The 15,296-nt window shown below is 63.6% G+C and carries 14 protein-coding genes and 1 pseudogene; 5 read left to right on the top strand and 10 right to left on the bottom strand.

Annotated features, from left to right (window positions below):
- Positions 1–253: 253 nt before the first annotated feature.
- Positions 254–2,470 carry a GumC family protein gene (locus tag NLY33_RS23135; RefSeq protein ID WP_023705049.1) on the top strand — a complete coding sequence of 739 codons (2,217 nt, stop codon included), beginning with the start codon at positions 254–256 and terminating at the stop codon, positions 2,468–2,470.
- A gap of 98 nt (positions 2,471–2,568) precedes the next feature.
- Here NLY33_RS23135 and NLY33_RS23130 read toward each other — a convergent pair whose 3' ends face one another.
- The 5 genes and pseudogenes from NLY33_RS23130 to NLY33_RS23110 form a co-directional block, all read right to left on the bottom strand.
- On the bottom strand, positions 2,569–3,405 hold the full coding sequence (locus tag NLY33_RS23130) for a GNAT family N-acetyltransferase (protein ID WP_023705048.1): 837 nt from the start codon (positions 3,403–3,405) through the stop codon (positions 2,569–2,571).
- Between the two features lie 5 nt (positions 3,406–3,410).
- Positions 3,411–4,157, bottom strand: a complete 747-nt coding sequence (locus NLY33_RS23125) for an aspartate/glutamate racemase family protein (protein WP_023669393.1) — start codon at positions 4,155–4,157, stop codon at positions 3,411–3,413.
- A gap of 2 nt (positions 4,158–4,159) precedes the next feature.
- Positions 4,160–4,978: an ABC transporter permease gene (locus NLY33_RS23120; RefSeq protein ID WP_023705047.1), complete on the bottom strand. Its 819-nt coding sequence runs from the start codon at positions 4,976–4,978 to the stop codon at positions 4,160–4,162.
- Position 4,979: 1 nt separating this feature from the next.
- Entirely contained in the window at positions 4,980–5,891 is a 912-nt protein-coding gene (locus NLY33_RS23115) for an ABC transporter permease (protein WP_023705046.1), read from the bottom strand.
- 237 nt (positions 5,892–6,128) lie between these two features.
- Positions 6,129–7,323, bottom strand: a pseudogene (locus NLY33_RS23110) (ABC transporter substrate-binding protein).
- Between NLY33_RS23110 and NLY33_RS23105 the strand changes: the two are divergent.
- Complete coding sequence (locus NLY33_RS23105; protein WP_245261202.1) at positions 7,232–7,453, top strand: hypothetical protein; 222 nt, start codon at positions 7,232–7,234, stop codon at positions 7,451–7,453. The pseudogene NLY33_RS23110 and the gene NLY33_RS23105 sit on opposite strands and share 92 nt — an antisense overlap.
- On the opposite strand, the gene NLY33_RS23100 is transcribed toward NLY33_RS23105, so the two are convergent.
- Complete coding sequence (locus tag NLY33_RS23100; protein WP_023669397.1) at positions 7,448–8,548, bottom strand: ABC transporter ATP-binding protein; 1,101 nt, start codon at positions 8,546–8,548, stop codon at positions 7,448–7,450. The two genes, NLY33_RS23105 and NLY33_RS23100, sit on opposite strands and share 6 nt — an antisense overlap.
- A 264-nt stretch (positions 8,549–8,812) precedes the next feature.
- Between NLY33_RS23100 and NLY33_RS23095 the strand changes: the two genes are divergently transcribed.
- Entirely contained in the window at positions 8,813–9,523 is a 711-nt protein-coding gene (locus tag NLY33_RS23095; protein WP_023669398.1) for a GntR family transcriptional regulator, read from the top strand.
- A gap of 3 nt (positions 9,524–9,526) precedes the next feature.
- On the opposite strand, the gene NLY33_RS23090 is transcribed toward NLY33_RS23095, so the two are convergent.
- The gene (locus NLY33_RS23090) at positions 9,527–10,756 is read right to left on the bottom strand and encodes a GNAT family N-acetyltransferase (RefSeq protein WP_023669399.1); all 1,230 of its coding nucleotides are present in this window, start codon (positions 10,754–10,756) and stop codon (positions 9,527–9,529) included.
- A 91-nt stretch (positions 10,757–10,847) separates the two neighbouring features.
- On the opposite strand from NLY33_RS23090, the gene NLY33_RS23085 reads away from it, so the two are divergent.
- Positions 10,848–11,906, top strand: a complete 1,059-nt coding sequence (locus NLY33_RS23085) for a polysaccharide deacetylase family protein (RefSeq protein WP_023705044.1) — start codon at positions 10,848–10,850, stop codon at positions 11,904–11,906.
- A 15-nt stretch (positions 11,907–11,921) separates the two neighbouring features.
- Here NLY33_RS23085 and NLY33_RS23080 read toward each other — a convergent pair whose 3' ends face one another.
- Positions 11,922–12,137, bottom strand: a complete 216-nt coding sequence (locus NLY33_RS23080) for a DUF2842 domain-containing protein (protein ID WP_023669401.1) — start codon at positions 12,135–12,137, stop codon at positions 11,922–11,924.
- A gap of 150 nt (positions 12,138–12,287) precedes the next feature.
- On the opposite strand from NLY33_RS23080, the gene NLY33_RS23075 reads away from it, so the two are divergent.
- Positions 12,288–13,412, top strand: coding sequence for a COX15/CtaA family protein (locus NLY33_RS23075; protein WP_023708657.1), 1,125 nt, complete (start codon positions 12,288–12,290; stop codon positions 13,410–13,412).
- 53 nt (positions 13,413–13,465) lie between these two features.
- Here the strand turns inward: NLY33_RS23075 and NLY33_RS23070 are convergent, their stop codons facing one another.
- Positions 13,466–14,305, bottom strand: coding sequence for an aminoglycoside phosphotransferase family protein (locus NLY33_RS23070; protein ID WP_023669403.1), 840 nt, complete (start codon positions 14,303–14,305; stop codon positions 13,466–13,468).
- A gap of 61 nt (positions 14,306–14,366) precedes the next feature.
- Positions 14,367–15,293 (bottom strand): N-acetyl-gamma-glutamyl-phosphate reductase, encoded by a 927-nt coding sequence (argC, locus tag NLY33_RS23065; protein WP_023669404.1) that lies wholly within the window; start codon positions 15,291–15,293, stop codon positions 14,367–14,369.
- Positions 15,294–15,296: the final 3 nt, after the last annotated feature.

The raw sequence follows: 15,296 nt of genomic DNA, 5'->3' as shown, positions 1-15,296 counted from the left end.
CACCTTCGTCGCTATGGCCGCCAGGACACGGCGGCAAACCTTAAGGATCTGGGTTCGTTATCATCCTGTTAGGGTTAATGGCCGGTAAAGGGACGCGGCCGATTTGGCGGCAATCGACAAAAAGCCGTATAGTTTTGCTGGCTTTGTTTACCGGATGTCAGCAAACCCTAACAGCTGCTTACCGCGATCTTAACGGCTGAGTTACCATAGTTGTTTACGCTACCATCTAGCCTCATGTCCGGAGCAGGAATGCATGTCCGACCAGTCCGCGGCCGCAGATGTCGATGTCGACCTGAGACAGCTCTTCGCCAGCCTGGCGCGGAACTGGCTGCGCATTCTTGTGATCACGCTTCTCGTCACTGGTCTCGCCTTCGCGTTCGCGTGGCTTGCCACGCCGCATTATAAGGCCACGACGCAGCTGAAAATCCAGTTGAGCGAATCGGCCTATACGCGGCCTGCCGGCACCAATGAAGACGACAAACCTGTGCTCGATGCGGAAGGTGTAGCAACCGAGGTTCAGGTCATTTCCTCGTCCGACATTCTCAAGCAGGTGGCTGCCGACCTTAAGCTGGGCGACAAGCCCGAGTTCAACGATGCGCTCGGCATGTCGCCGGTCACCCGGCTCCTGGTCATTGCCGGGCTGAAGAGCGATCCGGAAGAAATTCCGCTCGAAGAGCGCGTGCTGACGAAGATGCGCGACAAGCTCAATGTTTATGGCGTGGAAAAGACCCGCGTCATCGCCGTCGAATTTTCCTCTGAAGATCCCCAGCTTGCCGCCGACATTCCGAACGCCATTGCTAAGGCCTACCTGGCCTACCAGGCGGATGCCAAGACCAAGTCGAACGCCGCCGCGACCGCCTTCCTCGGGCCGGAGATCGAGGAGCTGCAGAAGCAGGTCAGGGATGCAGAGGCCAAGGTCGCGGCCTTCCGCTCCGCTCAGTCGGACCTGTTGATGGCTGGCAACAATTCGGTGCTGGCGACACAGCAATTGTCCGAATTATCGAGCGAGCTGTCGCGTGTGCGCGCCAGCCGCGCCTCGGCTGAGGCAACGGCCGAAAGGGTGCGCCAGGCTTTGCAGAATGGCGGTTCGCTGGACGCTGTACCCGAAGTGCTGTCTTCCGATCTGATCCAGCGGCTGCGTGAGCGTCAGATCGAGCTCAGAACCAACATCGCCGATCTTTCCACCACCTTGCTCGACAACCATCCCCGCCTGCGGGCGATGAGGTCGCAGCTTGCCGATCTCGACGGCCAGATCCGCAACGAAGCGCAAAAAATCATGCGCGGGTTGCTGACGCAGGCGCAGACCGCCCAGGCGCGCGAAAACCAGCTGATATCGGACGTCAACAAGCTGAAAGCGGCGTCGTCGCGGGCCGGCGAGGAGCAGGTCCAGCTGGATGCGCTGCAGCGCGAGGCGAACGTCCGGCGCCAGCAGCTTGAATCCTATATGGCGAGCTTCCGCGAAGTGTCCTCGCGCAAGAATTACCTGCCGGTCGATGCCAGCGTGTTTTCCGAGGCGCGCGTGCCGTCGGAACCCTATTTCCCCAAGCTCGTGCCGATCGTCGGCGCCGCCTTAGTCGGCTCGCTGCTGCTGATGTCGGTCATCACGCTGCTGCAGGAGCTGTTTTCCGGCCGCGCCATGCGTCCGGCCCCAGGGGCGCGCTTCGAGCGTATCGAGCAGGTTGCGATGCCGGCAATGTCGGCGCCGGTCGTCCACCCGGAACCGGCTCCTGAGGTCGTGGAAGTGGACGATCAGCCGACGACCGTGGAGTCTGAACTGGTGCCAGAGCCCGAGCCGGCTCCTTCAGTGCTGGAAGGAGCAGCGGCTGCCGGTTCCGAACCGCAAGCCGAACCTGAACCTGTCCGCTCCAGCCTTGGCGAGATCGATGTCGAGAAGGCGGCGGAGAAGCTGATCGCCAGCGGTGCTGCGCGCGCCATCTTCGTCTCGCCCGAAGGCGATGAGGCGGCGGCCTCGGCAGTGCTGGTAGCGCGCGAAGTCTCCGACGCCGGCCTGCGCGTGTTGCTGCTCGATCTGACCGCATCGGGCGCGGCGTCGCGGCCGATGCTGGACAGCGGACTTTTCCCCGGCATCACCAATCTGCTGGCTTCGGAAGCGCAGTTCAGCGACGTCATCCACGCCGACCTCTATTCGGACTGCCACGTCGTTCCCGTCGGCACCGCCGATCCGGTGCGCGCCATGCGCGCCGCCGACCGGCTGCCGATCATCATGCAGTCGCTGACCACCGCCTATGATCTGGTCATCGTCGAATGCGGACCGGCCGATGCGCAAGGCATCAGCCGACTGGTCGGCGACAGCACCGAGGTCTTCATGTCCATGCTGCAGGCGGACGATGAGGTGGCGCAGGCCGCCGTCGAGCTGATCGAAAGCGGCTATCCCGACCTCACTCTGGTGACGCCGATCGGCCACGAGACGCCGGGTAACCCCGTGCCGGGACGACGTAGCGCCGCCTGAGACATCAGACAATTCGACTTAGGCGGCGCTACTACGGATCGGCTCGTCCATCGCCCGCCGGCTCCCGAAAAACCAAGCCTGTCAGCCGGCGCCGGGATCTACCCCAACTCCAGGGTCGTCACGCCAAATATTCGGCGCGAGTCGACCTTCGGAGGCGGGCCCTTGTACATGCGCGTGGTGGTGAAGGTCGGCCTGAAACCAATCGCTGCAAGCGCCTTGGTGAAATCGAAATTTTCGGCAGGAACGTCGATATGCAGGTCGCCACCTTCGCATGCGGCAGCCAGACTGCCCATGAGCTGCATCGCCGTCTCGGTGTCGTCGGCAAACAGCGGGCCGATCTTGTAACCCGAACGGCAGGGACGAGCCACGGCGTAGCCTATGGTGCCGAGTGAACTGATCGCGGCGAACCCGCAATGCGGCGGCTGCGCCCAGCGGTGCAGGAAGGCTCGTCGAGGCGCGGGGAAACAGCGGGCGTCATAGACGATGATGTCGGGCACGAGTTGCGTGGTTATCATGCGCACCCCTTCGCTTCGGACGGGCGGGGTCGCGATACGGCCGCTGAAGCGGATGGTTTCGTACGCCGAGCTGAATCCCGTGCGGCGATAATTCGCCAGCTGCGCGGCGACCCCGTCGAGGCCGACCGTTCGGCCGGCCAGCCTGGCCATGCCCGCATTCCAGACTGCTTTGCCATGGCCTTTGCCGCGCATGTCTGGTCGGCAGATGTAGAGACCGATGAAACCGAAGTTGCCGCCATAGGCGACAGCCGAGATGGCGGCGGTCATCTCGTTGTCGACAAAAGCGCCGATGAACCCTTCAGGATCGGTTGGCCGGAACGCCGCGGCATCGTCAAGGCCAGGGTTCCAGCCTTCAGCCGCCGCCCAGTCGATGAGAACGGTAAGTTCCGGCGGAGACAATGCGCGGACGGTAGGCTTCATAGCGTTCACTCCGCGGCGACCACCCCCGGCGAGAAGGATTTCAGCACGCCGCGATAGGGCTTGGCCAGCGGACTGGCATAGGAGCCGCGCTTCGAGGTCGACAGGCCCAATGCGATCAGCGCCTCGGCCTGTTTGAGGGCGGCGCCGACGCCGTCGATGACGGGCAGGTCGAACTCTTGCTGCAACCGGTGTGCCAGGTCGGCCATGCCGGCGCAGCCGAGCACGATGGCCTCGGCGCGGTCTTCCGCTATGGCGCGGGCGATCTCGGCGCGCAGTTTCTCGACAGCGCCGGAAGCAGCGTCTTCAAGCGAGAGTACGGGAATGTCGGCGGCGCGCACGCGGGCACGCCCGGCCATGCCATAGCGCTGCACCAGCCCCTCGACAGGGACACGCGAGCGTTCGGTGGTCGTCACCACTGTGAAGCGCTGGGCAATGTAGGAGGCGACACTGAGTGCGGCCTCGCAGATGCCGATGACCGGAATGGAGGCCATGGCGCGTGCCGCATCCAGGCCGGTATCGTCGAAGCAGGCGATGATGGCGGCCTGAGCCCCGGCACGTTCGCCGGCGGCGATCTCCATCAAAAGGCCGGGCACGGCCAATGCCTCGTCATAATAGCCCTCGATCGAGGCCGGGCCCATCGAGGAGGTGACCGCGATCACCTCGGTCCCGGCGCCGGCAACGCCGCGCGCCGCCGCCGCGATCGTCTCGGTCATGCTCGCCGTCGTGTTGGGGTTCACCACCAGTATCTGCACAATCAAACCCTGGCCCGCCTGCGGCCAACATAGAGGATGGCGCCCAGTGTGGCCAGGATCACCAGGAAGGAGAACACGGTGGTCACCGTGCCCAGCGCGTAGAGCACCGGCGTCGTGACATTGGTGGTCATGCCGTAGATCTCGAGCGGCAGCGTGTTGAAGGTGCCCGACGTCATCAGCGTGCGGGCGAACTCGTCATAGGACAGCGTGAAGCCGAACAGGCCGACGCCGATCAGGCTCGGCGCGATCATCGGCAGCACGACATGGGCGAAGGTCTGCCAGGAGTTGGCGCCCAGGTCACGCGCGGCTTCCTCATAGGCGGGCGAGAAGCGGTTGAAGACGGCGAACATGATGAGCACGCCGAAGGGCAAGGTCCAGGTCAGGTGCGCGCCGAAGGCCGATGTGTACCAGGCTGGGCGGAAGCCGACCTGCTGGAAGACGACGCCGATGCCGAGCGAAATGATGATCGAGGGTACTACGAGGCTGGCGACCGCCAGGTAGAACAAAGCGGTGGCGCCACGAAATTTTTGCCGGAAAGCGAGCCCTGCCAGCAGCGACACGACGACGGTGACGATCATCACCATAAGGCCGAGCACGAGCGAGCGCTTGAAGCTGCCGCCGAAATCGCCGACCGCCTGGCGCTCGAACAGATTGGCGAACCAGTGCAGCGACACGCCTTTGAGCGGGAAGGTGAGGCCGCCGGTCTCGCCTTGGAAAGAAAGGATCAGGATCGCCGACAGCGGGCCGTAGAGGAACAGCACGAACAGAGTGAAGAAGACCGCAAGCACATAGAATTCGAGGGTGCGTTTTTCGTGGCTCACCTCAAAGCTCCTTGCGGATGTCGACGATGCGCAGGATGCCCGCGACCATCAACAGTACCAACACCAGCAACACTACGGCATTGGCGGCGGCTGCGGGATACTGCAGCAGCGACATCTGGTTCTTCATCATCAGTGCGACCGACGCGCTCTGGCCGCCCGACATCACCTGCACAGTGGAGAAATCGGCCATCACCAGCGTGACGACGAAGATGGTGCCGATCGCCATGCCGGGCTTGGCCAGCGGGATGACGACGTTCCACAAGACCTGCCAGCCGGACGCGCCGGCATCGCGCGCGGCCTCGACCAGCGAGCGGTCGATGCGCATCAACGTGTTGAAGATCGGCGTTACCATGAACAGCGTGTAGAGATGCACCATGGCCAGCACCACGGCGAATTCCGAATAGAGCAGCCATTCGATGGGTTTTGGCACCAGCCCCAACTGCACCAGCGCCGAGTTGATCAACCCGTTGCGGCCAAGCACCGGGATCCACGAGATCATGCGGATGATGTTGGAGGTCAGGAACGGCACCGTGCAGACAAGGAACAGCACCATCTGCATGGCGGTGGTGCGGATATGGAAGGCGAGGAAATAGGCCACCCAGAAGCCGATGAACAAGGTCAGGGCCCAGACGATGGCAGCGAATTTGATGGTGTTGAGATAGGTCTTCCAGGTGACCCATGATCCCAGCACGTCGAAATAGTTCGTCGTCAGGAAATCCGGATACATGGCGGCGAAGTCATAATCCCAGAAGGAGACGACGACGATCATGATGATTGGCAAGAGCAGGAACGCACCGAGGATGAGCGCCAGCGGCGCCGATTGGAGGTAGGGCGTGACGGCACTGATGGAGAAGCGCCGGCGTCTGGCGGGCTTGGCTGCTGCGATGGCGGGGCGTTCGAGCGCGACTGTCATTGGGAAAATCCTCCGCGTGATCGCGATGACTTGCGATCCTTCGCGCCCCCCTCTGTCCTGCCGGACATCTCCCCCACGAGGGGGGAGATCGAACTCTCATAACGGCCTTCGCCAAACTCCAACGTTGCTAACGAAGAGCCGGCCATGACGCTGCCAATCTCCCCCCAAGTGGGGGAGATGTCCGGCAGGACAGAGGGGGGCGCGAAGGATCGCAACATCACAGTGAACGCGTCCGCTCTACGCCGCGATGAACTCGTTCCAGCGCTTCACCATGTAGCGGTCCTCGTCCATGACCGAGTTCCAGCAGGCGACCTTGCCCATGCGCTCTTCGAACGAGCCGCCGTCGCGCACGGCGCCGGCCTTTTCCATGACGGTGCCGTCCGGCGCCTTGATCTCGCCCTTGGCCGGCTTGCCTTCGATCCAGTAGCCCCATTCGTCGTCGGACATGAACTTCTTGGCCGAGACCATATTGGCGGAATAGTAGCCCTGGCGGTTGAGATAGCCGCCGACCCAGCCCGACGTATACCAGTTGATGTATTCGTAGGCCGCGTCGAGTTCGGCGCCCTTGAGATGGGCGGCAAGGCCAAGGCCGCCGCCCCATGAGCGGTAGCCCTCCTTGAGCGGCTGGAAGCGGCAGGCGATGCCTTTGGAGCGGACGGCGGCGACGGCCGGCGACCACATCGACTGGATGACCACTTCGCCCGATGCCATCAGGTTGACGCTCTCGTCGAACGACTTCCAGAAGGCGCGGAACTGGCCGGCCTGCTTGGCCTTGATGAGGAAGTCGATCGTCTTGTCGATCTCTTCCTTGGTCATGTTGCCCTTGTCGGCATATTTGATGCTGCCTGTGGCCTCCATGATCATGGCCGCATCCATGATACCGATGGACGGGATGTTGAGGATCGCGGTCTTGCCCTTGAAGGCCGGGTCCATGATAGTCGGCCCAGGTGGTGATGTCGCGGCCGACGAGGTCGGGCCGGATGCCTAGCGTATCGGCGTTGTAGATCGTCGGCACCATGGTGAACCACTTGGTCGGCGCCTTGGCGAAGGTCTTTGAGTCCTGCGCTTCGACATAGCCGACCGTGTGCGGCGCGGTGCCCTGGGCAATGATGCTGTCGGGCGTCAGCTTGCCGGTTTTGAACAACGGCACCAGCTCGTCGTAGTATTTCAGCTTACTGACATCCATCGGCTGCAGCACGCCGCTCGGGAACACCTTCTTGCAGATCCAGTATTCGATGTCGGCGATGTCATAGCTGTCGGGCTGGGTCACGGCGCGCTGGGCGGCCGCGTCCGAATCGGTCGCCGTCATTTCCAGCGTGATGCCGAGGTCGGCCTTGCACTTGTCGGCGATCGCGTTCAGGTTCGACACGCCGGTGCCGAACTGGCGCAGCGTGATGTTGGACTGCGCCCAGATGGTCGGGAAGCCTTTAATGGCGCCCGAGCCTGCGGCGAGGCCGACGGCGGCCGCACCTGTCTTGAGCAACGAACGGCGCGAAATTCCGGTCTTTGTTTCTACTGTTTTTGTCATTCCTATTCCCCTGTTTTGTTTTGCGAACTCATGAATGAAGGCGCCCGAGGACGATGGCGTCCTCGGAATCCCAGGCGAGCGGTACGGCGCCGCCAAGGGCGACGGGTTTGGCGAAGAAGTCGGAATCGTCGATGATGACCGTGAAATCGTCGATGCCGGCACCGGTGACCGACAGCTTCACCGTGGCGCCGCGATACTCGATGTTGGAGACGATGCCGGTGAAGCCGAGGCCGGGAGAGGGTGCTTCGCCGATGCGCACATGGTCGGTGCGGATGGCGATGTCGATCGGCGTGCCCACCTCCTGGCCCGCCTCCCGGCCTTGCCCGCGGGCGGCGAGCGAGGCGCCACCATTGACGTCGAAGACGACCATGCCGTCGCGCGCGCCGGTGACCCGGCCGGAGATGACATTGTGGTCGCCCATGAAGCGCGCGACGAAGGCGGTGGCCGGCCTTTCGAACACATCTCGTGGCGGCGCAGCCTGTTCGATGCGGCCGTCATTCATCACCACGATCAGGTCCGCCAATGCCATGGCCTCCTCCTGACTGTGGGTGACGTGGACAAAGGTGATGCCGAGCGAGGTCTGCAATTTCTTCAGCTCGGCGCGCATGCGTATCTTCAGGAACGGGTCGAGTGCCGACAGCGGCTCGTCGAGCAGCAGCGCCTCGGGATCGGTGATCAGAGCGCGGGCGAGTGCAACACGCTGCTGCTGGCCGCCGGAAAGCTGCGCCGGCCGGCGCGTCGCATAGGCCTCCATCTGCATCAGCTTGAGCATGTCGAGCGCCTTGGCACGGCGCTGCTCCTTGTCGACGCCCTTCATCTTCAGGCTGAAGGCGACATTGTCGACAAGGTCGAGATGCGGAAACAGCGCATAGGACTGGAACATCATCGCCGTGCCACGCTTTGCCGGCGGCAAGTCGGTGACGACGATGTTGCCGAGGCGGACATCGCCCGACGAAATGCTTTCGTGGCCGGCGATCATGCGCAGCGTCGAGGTCTTGCCGCAGCCGGAGGGGCCAAGCAGGCAGCAATAGGTGCCTGCCGGTATCTTCAGGCTGATGGCCTCGACGGCAGTCGTCGTTCCGTACACTTTCGAAACGGAGACGATGTCGATCTCGGCGGCTTTGGACATTCAGGCTTCCCCGTTTGGTCGCATTACCCAAAGCATTATGCGTGCCAATCGGCGGCAATCGGCCCAAGCGTTTGAATCGACAGAAAAATCGGGGTTCTTGCCCACTGCCTAGCCGGTAGGCTATCTTGTGCATTGCACAAATTATGGGCGATTGTGCGCGATCTGCACAAGAATCGTATGCAATCTTTTTTGGCTTCGTGTCCACTTTGCCTCTCGTGCGCAGGCGACGAGTTGCGCTAGAAGAGGCTGGGAACCATCATCGCCATGAACATTGCCGATCAGATCCATTCCGCCGACAGCGCCAACCAGGATCGCGCCCAGGCGATTCGCGACAATCTGCGGGACGCCATCGTTGACCGTCGGCTGACGCCCGGCACCAAGCTGTCGGAAGGCGAGGTCGGCACGCTGTTCGACGTCTCGCGCACGGTCGCGCGCGCGGCGCTGCAGATGCTGTCCTTCGAGGGGCTGGTGCGTACCGAGCGCAACCGTGGCGCCTTCGTCGCCAACCCTTCGCCCGAGGAAGCGCGCCAGGTGTTCGCATCGCGCCGGCTGATCGAGCCGGGCATAGCCATTGCCGCCTGTGGGCGGGTCACAGCCACCGATATCGCTGCGTTCCGCGCGCAGCTCGACGAGGAAGGCCGCTTCATCGCCGAGCGCGGCCCAACCGCCCGGCGCTCCGAAATCAAGGCGTCGGGCGATTTCCATCTGCTGCTCGCCTCCGTCGCCGGCAATGCCATCCTGCAGCGCTTCATGGAGGAGCTGGTGGCGCGTTCGTCGCTGGTCATCGCCCTTTACGGACGATCCGGCGTGTCGGCCTGCGGACACAGTGAGCACACGGAAATGGTCGGCGCGCTGGAAAGCGGCGATTGCGGGTTGGTGAGCCGGCTGATGCTGCACCATATCGACCACATCGAGGCAGATCTCGACCTGCGGGTCAGGGCCGGCCCGGCGCTCCGCGAAGCGCTGAATTTCTGAACGCTAGTTTTCGTCGTCCGTGGGAGCGGGCGCTGCCTGTCCGGCGGCCTTGCGGCGCAGCATCTTGGTCAGCTTCCAGACCGTCGGGTTGTTCTTGATGAAGGCTTTCGCCCGTGCGCCCTGCCGCAGCGCCGACGCCAGGGCGCGTCCCTTCAGCGTCAGGGGCGCCAGCACCTCGAAATGCTGGGTCTCGATATCGCACCAGAGCCGCTTGTAGGGCTCGTCGCCGACCGAGAAATCATAGACATCGAAGCCTGTTTGGCAGGCTTCCTCGATGATGTCGAAGAAAAGGAAATCGCCGGGGCTGGTGTGGCCGAGATCGTCCTCGGCGATGGCGCCGAATTCGCAGATCAGGCGTTTGCCCGAGCGGCTCGAGCCGGTGATTGCACGCAGCTTGCCGGCCACTTCGAGCCCATGCAGCACAAAGGCCGGTTTCTCCTCGGCCAGCGCGCCGGCGAAGAGGGCACGGAAGAAAGCCCGCACCTCCGGCTCGCCGAAGACATTGGCGATGCCCATCTTGGCGAAGCGGAACTCCTTCATCTCGAAGAAAGCGTCGAGCAGCCGGTTCACGTCTTCGGGTGTCTGCGCCTCGATGCGGCGATGAACGCCGACCGCCTCGAATTTTCGTGTCTGCGAACGGTGCTTCTTGCGCTTGCGCTTGCCGCCCACACGCGACAGCAGCGCATCGAAACCACCGTCGAGATTGACGGCGAGCGACAGGTTTGGGCTCGGAAAGTTGGAGAACGCCACCAGCGGATTGGCAACACCATCGAGGTCGGGCAGAAGCCTTTCCAAGGCAACGAGATCGATGTCGGGACGCGCCTTGCCGATCGCCGTCACCAGCCTGCGGATCCCCCCAGCATCTGCCTTTGCCAGCCATGCCGGATCGGCGGCGGCGAAATTGCCGTTGGCATGGCGCCCGCCCATGAAGCGGGCGACGCGGAATGGACCAGTTCGCGTGATTTCCAGTGCCAGTGCAAAGACCGGCCTGTCCTCGATTGTCAGCGTGGCAATGACGGCATCGGGATTGGCCTGCGCCGTCCAGGCACGAACCCAGTCCGCGCTTTGCGCCGGCGCAAACAGCGCCGAACGGCAGAATTCGCCGTAAGAGGCGAGCGCGGCAGCATCTGCGATCGACACCGACAGACTGGTCTGGTCGGCAGCCGGCGTGCGCGCAGACGCCTTGCTTGCGGCGAGCCGATTGCCGTCAAATGACGCGGTGGCGTCAACCATACCTCAATCCTTAAGGCGTATTCGTCGCGATCAGGAGTTCGCGTCGGCGCGTTCCGTGCTTGGATCGAGCCTAGGCGCAAAAGGTGAATGAATGATCGACGGTGGTGAGGCAGTTCGGAAACTGGCGCTTAATATCGCCCGCTTTACCGGCCTTGCACCGCTGGCCAAGCCGTTTGTCGGCGGCATTGGCGCCGTCCTCATGTTGCATCGGGTCACCGCCACGCCGGAGAAGCCGGACGGCGTTAACCGCCACCTCAACATCGCCCCGCGATTCCTCGACGCTCTCGTCGCCGACATGAAGTCGAGGGGCTATGCCTTCGTCACCCTCGACGAGGCGATCGAGCGCATCAAGGCCGGCGGCAAGGACGGCCAGTTCGCCACCATCACCGCCGACGACGCCTATCGCGACAACATGACCGAAGCGCTGCCAGTGCTCGAAAAGCACGACGCGCCGATCACCATCTATGTCGCGCCGGGTCTGATCGACGGCAGCGCCGATTTATGGTGGGACGTGGTCGAGGATATCGTCAACGCGCGGGAGCGTTTGACGCTGGCGACGCCGAAGGGGCCGGTGACCATAGACTGCTCGACCCACGGCAAGAAACTCCACGCCAATGCGCGTCTGCATGCCTATCTGACGCTCGAGGTGCGCGAGGAGGATCAGCGCGCCGTGCTGCGCGATCTGGCGCACTCGAACGGCATCGACCTCGATGGCTTGCGCCCAAGCACGCTGATGACCTGGGACGACATCCGCGCCGTGGCCGGGCACAGGCTGGTGACGATCGGCGCGCATACGGTCAACCACCGCAATCTGAAGCGGCTCGACGAAGGCGATGCGCGCCATGAGATCGTCGACGTCAGGCGCCAGCTGCAGGCGCAGCTCGGCGAAGACCCCCGTCATCTCGCTTACCCCTATGGTTACGCCAGCGCTGTCGGCTGCCGCGAAGTGGGCTTTGCCCGCGACGCCGGCTACGCCTCGGCGGTGACCACTCGCCACGGCGTGCTGCACGCCGAGCACGCCGGCTTCCTGCACGCGCTGCCGCGCATTTCGATCAACGGCCGCTACCAGAGCGTCGCCCATATCCGCACCATGTTGTCGGGCTTAACGACGCCGCTGGCCAATGCCGGCAAAATGGTGGTCACCATCTGACCTGGGGCGGGCTCTTCAGCCTTTCGGCGGCGGCTCCAGGATCAGCCATTTGATGATGCCCATCGCAGGCAGCACCCAGAACAGGCCGCTGAACAGGAAGAACAGGAAGTGCACCAGCGGGCTGGATTGCGACAGCTGCGCGACCGCTATGATCGACGCGACCAGCGCATAGATGATGACCAGCGCCACCAGCAGGAAAGTTCCGATCAGCTTTTTCAGGCGGATGGGCATGAGCGTTCTCGTTGATCGCCTCCGCTTAGGCCCAACCGCGCGCCTGTGCAACCCGGGAGATGCGGCGCGACGGCGTGCCGCGCCGTCCGGTCTTGTCAGCCGGGTTGCGATGGTTCACCAATCCGCCACGTCAACCTGCCGGGACCAACCATGGCCGCCATATCAGCCGCCGCGCCTTACATTGACCGCGATCGCGACTTGAAAAATCGGGCGCTGGTGCGCGGCTGGCTGTATGTCGTGCTTCTGGTGCTGTTTGCGCTGGTGCTGGTCGGCGGCGCCACCAGGCTCACCAATTCCGGCCTGTCGATCACGCAGTGGAAGCCGATCCACGGTGTGATACCGCCGCTCAATGACGCGGAGTGGCAGGAGGAATTCCAGCTTTATCAAAAGATTCCGCAATATGCCGAGCTCAACAAGGGCATGAGCCTGGACGCCTTCAAATCGATCTTCTGGTGGGAATGGGCGCACCGCATCCTGGCGCGCAGTGTCGGCCTGGTCTTCGGCCTGCCGTTGCTGGTCTTGTGGGCGACGCGCCGCATCGAGCGCGGCCTTGGGCCAAAGCTGGTCGGTATTCTGCTGCTTGGTGGCCTGCAAGGCGCCATCGGCTGGTGGATGGTGGCCTCCGGCCTGGTCGACCGCGTCTCCGTCAGCCAGTACCGGCTGGCGACGCATTTGACGCTTGCCGCCCTGATCTTCACTGCCACCATGGTGGTCGCGCGCGGGCTGGCGCCGCATTCGGAGCCTGCCGCCGGCCGGTCGACGCAAAGACTGGCCGGTTTCATCGTGCTGCTGGCGCTGGTCCAGATCTATCTCGGCGGGCTGGTCGCAGGGCTCGACGCCGGCCTGAGCTACAACACCTGGCCGCTGATGGACGGCAAGATCATCCCCGGCGAGCTGCTGCTGCTCGAACCGGCCTGGCGCAATTTCTTCGAGAACCCGAAGACGGTGCAGTTCGTCCACCGGCTCGGCGCCTATACGGTCTTTGCCATCGCGCTCTGGCATATGATAGCGACGCGCCGGCGGCTGCCGGGCACGACACACGCACGCCGCGCAACGCTGCTGTTTCTGCTGGTGCTGGTGCAGGCCTCGATCGGCATCGGCACGCTGCTGATGCAGGTGCCGCTGCACATGGCGCTGACCCATCAGGCCTTCGCGCTGGTCCTGCTGGGATTTGCCGCCGCCCACTGGCGCGGCAACAAGGGCGCCTATCCACTGCCAACGCGGCCGCCCATGAACGCAGGTACATCGTCTACGGTGTCTTGGCCGTCGCAATAATCTATTTCGCGAACGAACTGCCTCGCTACGTCTAAAGCGCGAGGCTGCGCCGGTCAGAAGCTGAGCCGCACCTTTCGGATCACTCCCGCAACCGACAGCTCGCGGTTCTCGTCGACCGCATTCTCGTCCTCATGATGCCATGCGGCCGACAGGCAGCCATACGCGATGGCATGGTCGAGAATGGCAGCCGGCGTCTGGCCGAGTGTCCTGGCGAAGATCTCAGCCATATGCGCGATGCGCTCGGGATCGAGGCAGAGGTCGTCGCGCCCCAGTGGGTTGTAGAACAGATTGGCGGCGTCGAAGCCGGGATCGCCGAGCACGCCCTTCGGGTCGATCGCCAGCCAGCCGCGCGCACCGTGCAAAATGTTGTCGTGATGCAGGTCGCCATGCAGCGGCTTGACCGCATGCGGGGCATCGAGCAGCCGGTCCGCGATTTCGGCGGCCTCGATATAGAGGCTGTGCTCTCCGGCGTCGCGATCGGCTCCGGCCTTTTTGAACAGGCTGGCAAACCGTGTCCGCAGCGGCTGCAGGTCCGGCGGGGCAGGGTGTCTTGAGGGCGAGAACAGTCTCCCCATCAACTCGGCCGCGATTGCGGTCGCGGCGTTGTCGCCTTCTTTGGCCAGAACGTCGGAAAGCAGGGTGTCGCCGGCATATTCGAGCAGCATGCGGTGGCCGTCCCGGCCAAGCAGCCGCACCGCGCCTTCGCCGCGCCGCCATGCGAGATAGTGCTCGCCGCGCAACTCGTCCTCGACATCGTCGAATGGTTTGAGCGCCTTGACGATGGCCGGCGAGCCGTCCTCACGCCGCACCTTCCAGATGCGGCTCGAAAACGTCTCCGCAATGAGCTCGGGCGCGCTGATCTTCCAGCGCTTTGGAAATGCAGGCGCGTCCATTCAGAGCGTGATGCCGAAAAGTGTTAAGCGGTTTTCGGGCAACATGCTCTCTCCAACTGAATTAAAGGCCGAGCATCAGATCCATGTTCTGAACGGCAGCACCCGAGGCGCCCTTTCCGAGATTGTCATAGACCGCAATCAGCAGCGCCTGCGCCCTGTCGTCATTGGCAAAGACATAGACCTTCATGCGGTTGGTGCCGTTATAGACCTCGGGATTGATCTCGGGCAGGCGCTCCACGTGCTCGTAAGGAGCTACCTCGACCACGCCGCCCTTGATGGCGGCAAAATGGTCGGCGATTGCCGCGTGCAGTTCGGCGCCGGCCGGCACATGGTCGAGCCCGCCGAGCTGCAGCGGCACCACTGTGATCATGCCTTGGGCGAAATTGCCGACCGCCGGCTGCATGATCGGATCGTGCGACAGCTTCGCATAGGTGCGCAGCTCCGGCACATGCTTGTGCTGCAGGGTCAGCCCATAGACCTGGAATTCAGAGGCATCCTCGCCCTTGGCGACATAGTCCTCGATCATCGGCCGGCCGCCGCCCGAATAGCCCGAAATGCCATTGACGGTGATCGGGAAATCCGCCGGCAGCAGACCGGCGGCGACCAGCGGCCGCAGTGTCGCGATCGGTCCTTGCGGCCAGCAGCCGGGATTGGCGACGCGTTTTGCATTGGCGATGATCTTGGCCTGGCCCTTTTCCATCTCGGCAAAGCCATATTCCCAGCCCTCGGCTACGCGATGCGCCGTGGAGGCGTCGATCACCTTGGTGGTGTCGTTGGCAATCAGCGATACGCTTTCCTTGGCAGCCGCATCCGGCAGGCACAGGATGGCGACATCGGCTGCATTGAGGAACTCGGCGCGCGCCGCCGTTTCCTTGCGGCGCTCGGCCGGGATCGAGATGATCTCGAGGTCGCCGCGCTCGGCCAGCAGCGCCCGGATCTGCAGGCCGGTGGTGCCGTGTTCGCCATCGATGAAGATTTTCGGTTTCATGTG

This window comes from Mesorhizobium sp. C432A (genome assembly GCF_030323145.1).
Lineage (GTDB): Bacteria > Pseudomonadota > Alphaproteobacteria > Rhizobiales > Rhizobiaceae > Mesorhizobium.
The sequence above is the reverse complement of the archived record's forward strand: the minus strand, read 5'-3'. Positions and strand labels throughout refer to the sequence as shown.

Excerpts from the sequence above, each read along its gene's own strand:
- NLY33_RS23135 (WP_023705049.1), top strand. The coding sequence starts at position 254 with ATGTCCGACCAGTCCGCGGCCGCAGATGTCGATGTCGACCTGAGACAG.
- NLY33_RS23130 (WP_023705048.1), bottom strand. The coding sequence starts at position 3,405 with ATGAAGCCTACCGTCCGCGCATTGTCTCCGCCGGAACTTACCGTTCTC.
- NLY33_RS23115 (WP_023705046.1), bottom strand. The coding sequence starts at position 5,891 with ATGACAGTCGCGCTCGAACGCCCCGCCATCGCAGCAGCCAAGCCCGCC.
- NLY33_RS23100 (WP_023669397.1), bottom strand. The coding sequence starts at position 8,548 with ATGTCCAAAGCCGCCGAGATCGACATCGTCTCCGTTTCGAAAGTGTAC.
- NLY33_RS23095 (WP_023669398.1), top strand. The coding sequence starts at position 8,813 with ATGAACATTGCCGATCAGATCCATTCCGCCGACAGCGCCAACCAGGAT.
- NLY33_RS23090 (WP_023669399.1), bottom strand. The coding sequence starts at position 10,756 with ATGGTTGACGCCACCGCGTCATTTGACGGCAATCGGCTCGCCGCAAGC.
- NLY33_RS23085 (WP_023705044.1), top strand. The coding sequence starts at position 10,848 with ATGATCGACGGTGGTGAGGCAGTTCGGAAACTGGCGCTTAATATCGCC.
- NLY33_RS23080 (WP_023669401.1), bottom strand. The coding sequence starts at position 12,137 with ATGCCCATCCGCCTGAAAAAGCTGATCGGAACTTTCCTGCTGGTGGCG.
- NLY33_RS23075 (WP_023708657.1), top strand. The coding sequence starts at position 12,288 with ATGGCCGCCATATCAGCCGCCGCGCCTTACATTGACCGCGATCGCGAC.
- NLY33_RS23070 (WP_023669403.1), bottom strand. The coding sequence starts at position 14,305 with ATGGACGCGCCTGCATTTCCAAAGCGCTGGAAGATCAGCGCGCCCGAG.
- argC (WP_023669404.1), bottom strand. The coding sequence starts at position 15,293 with ATGAAACCGAAAATCTTCATCGATGGCGAACACGGCACCACCGGCCTG.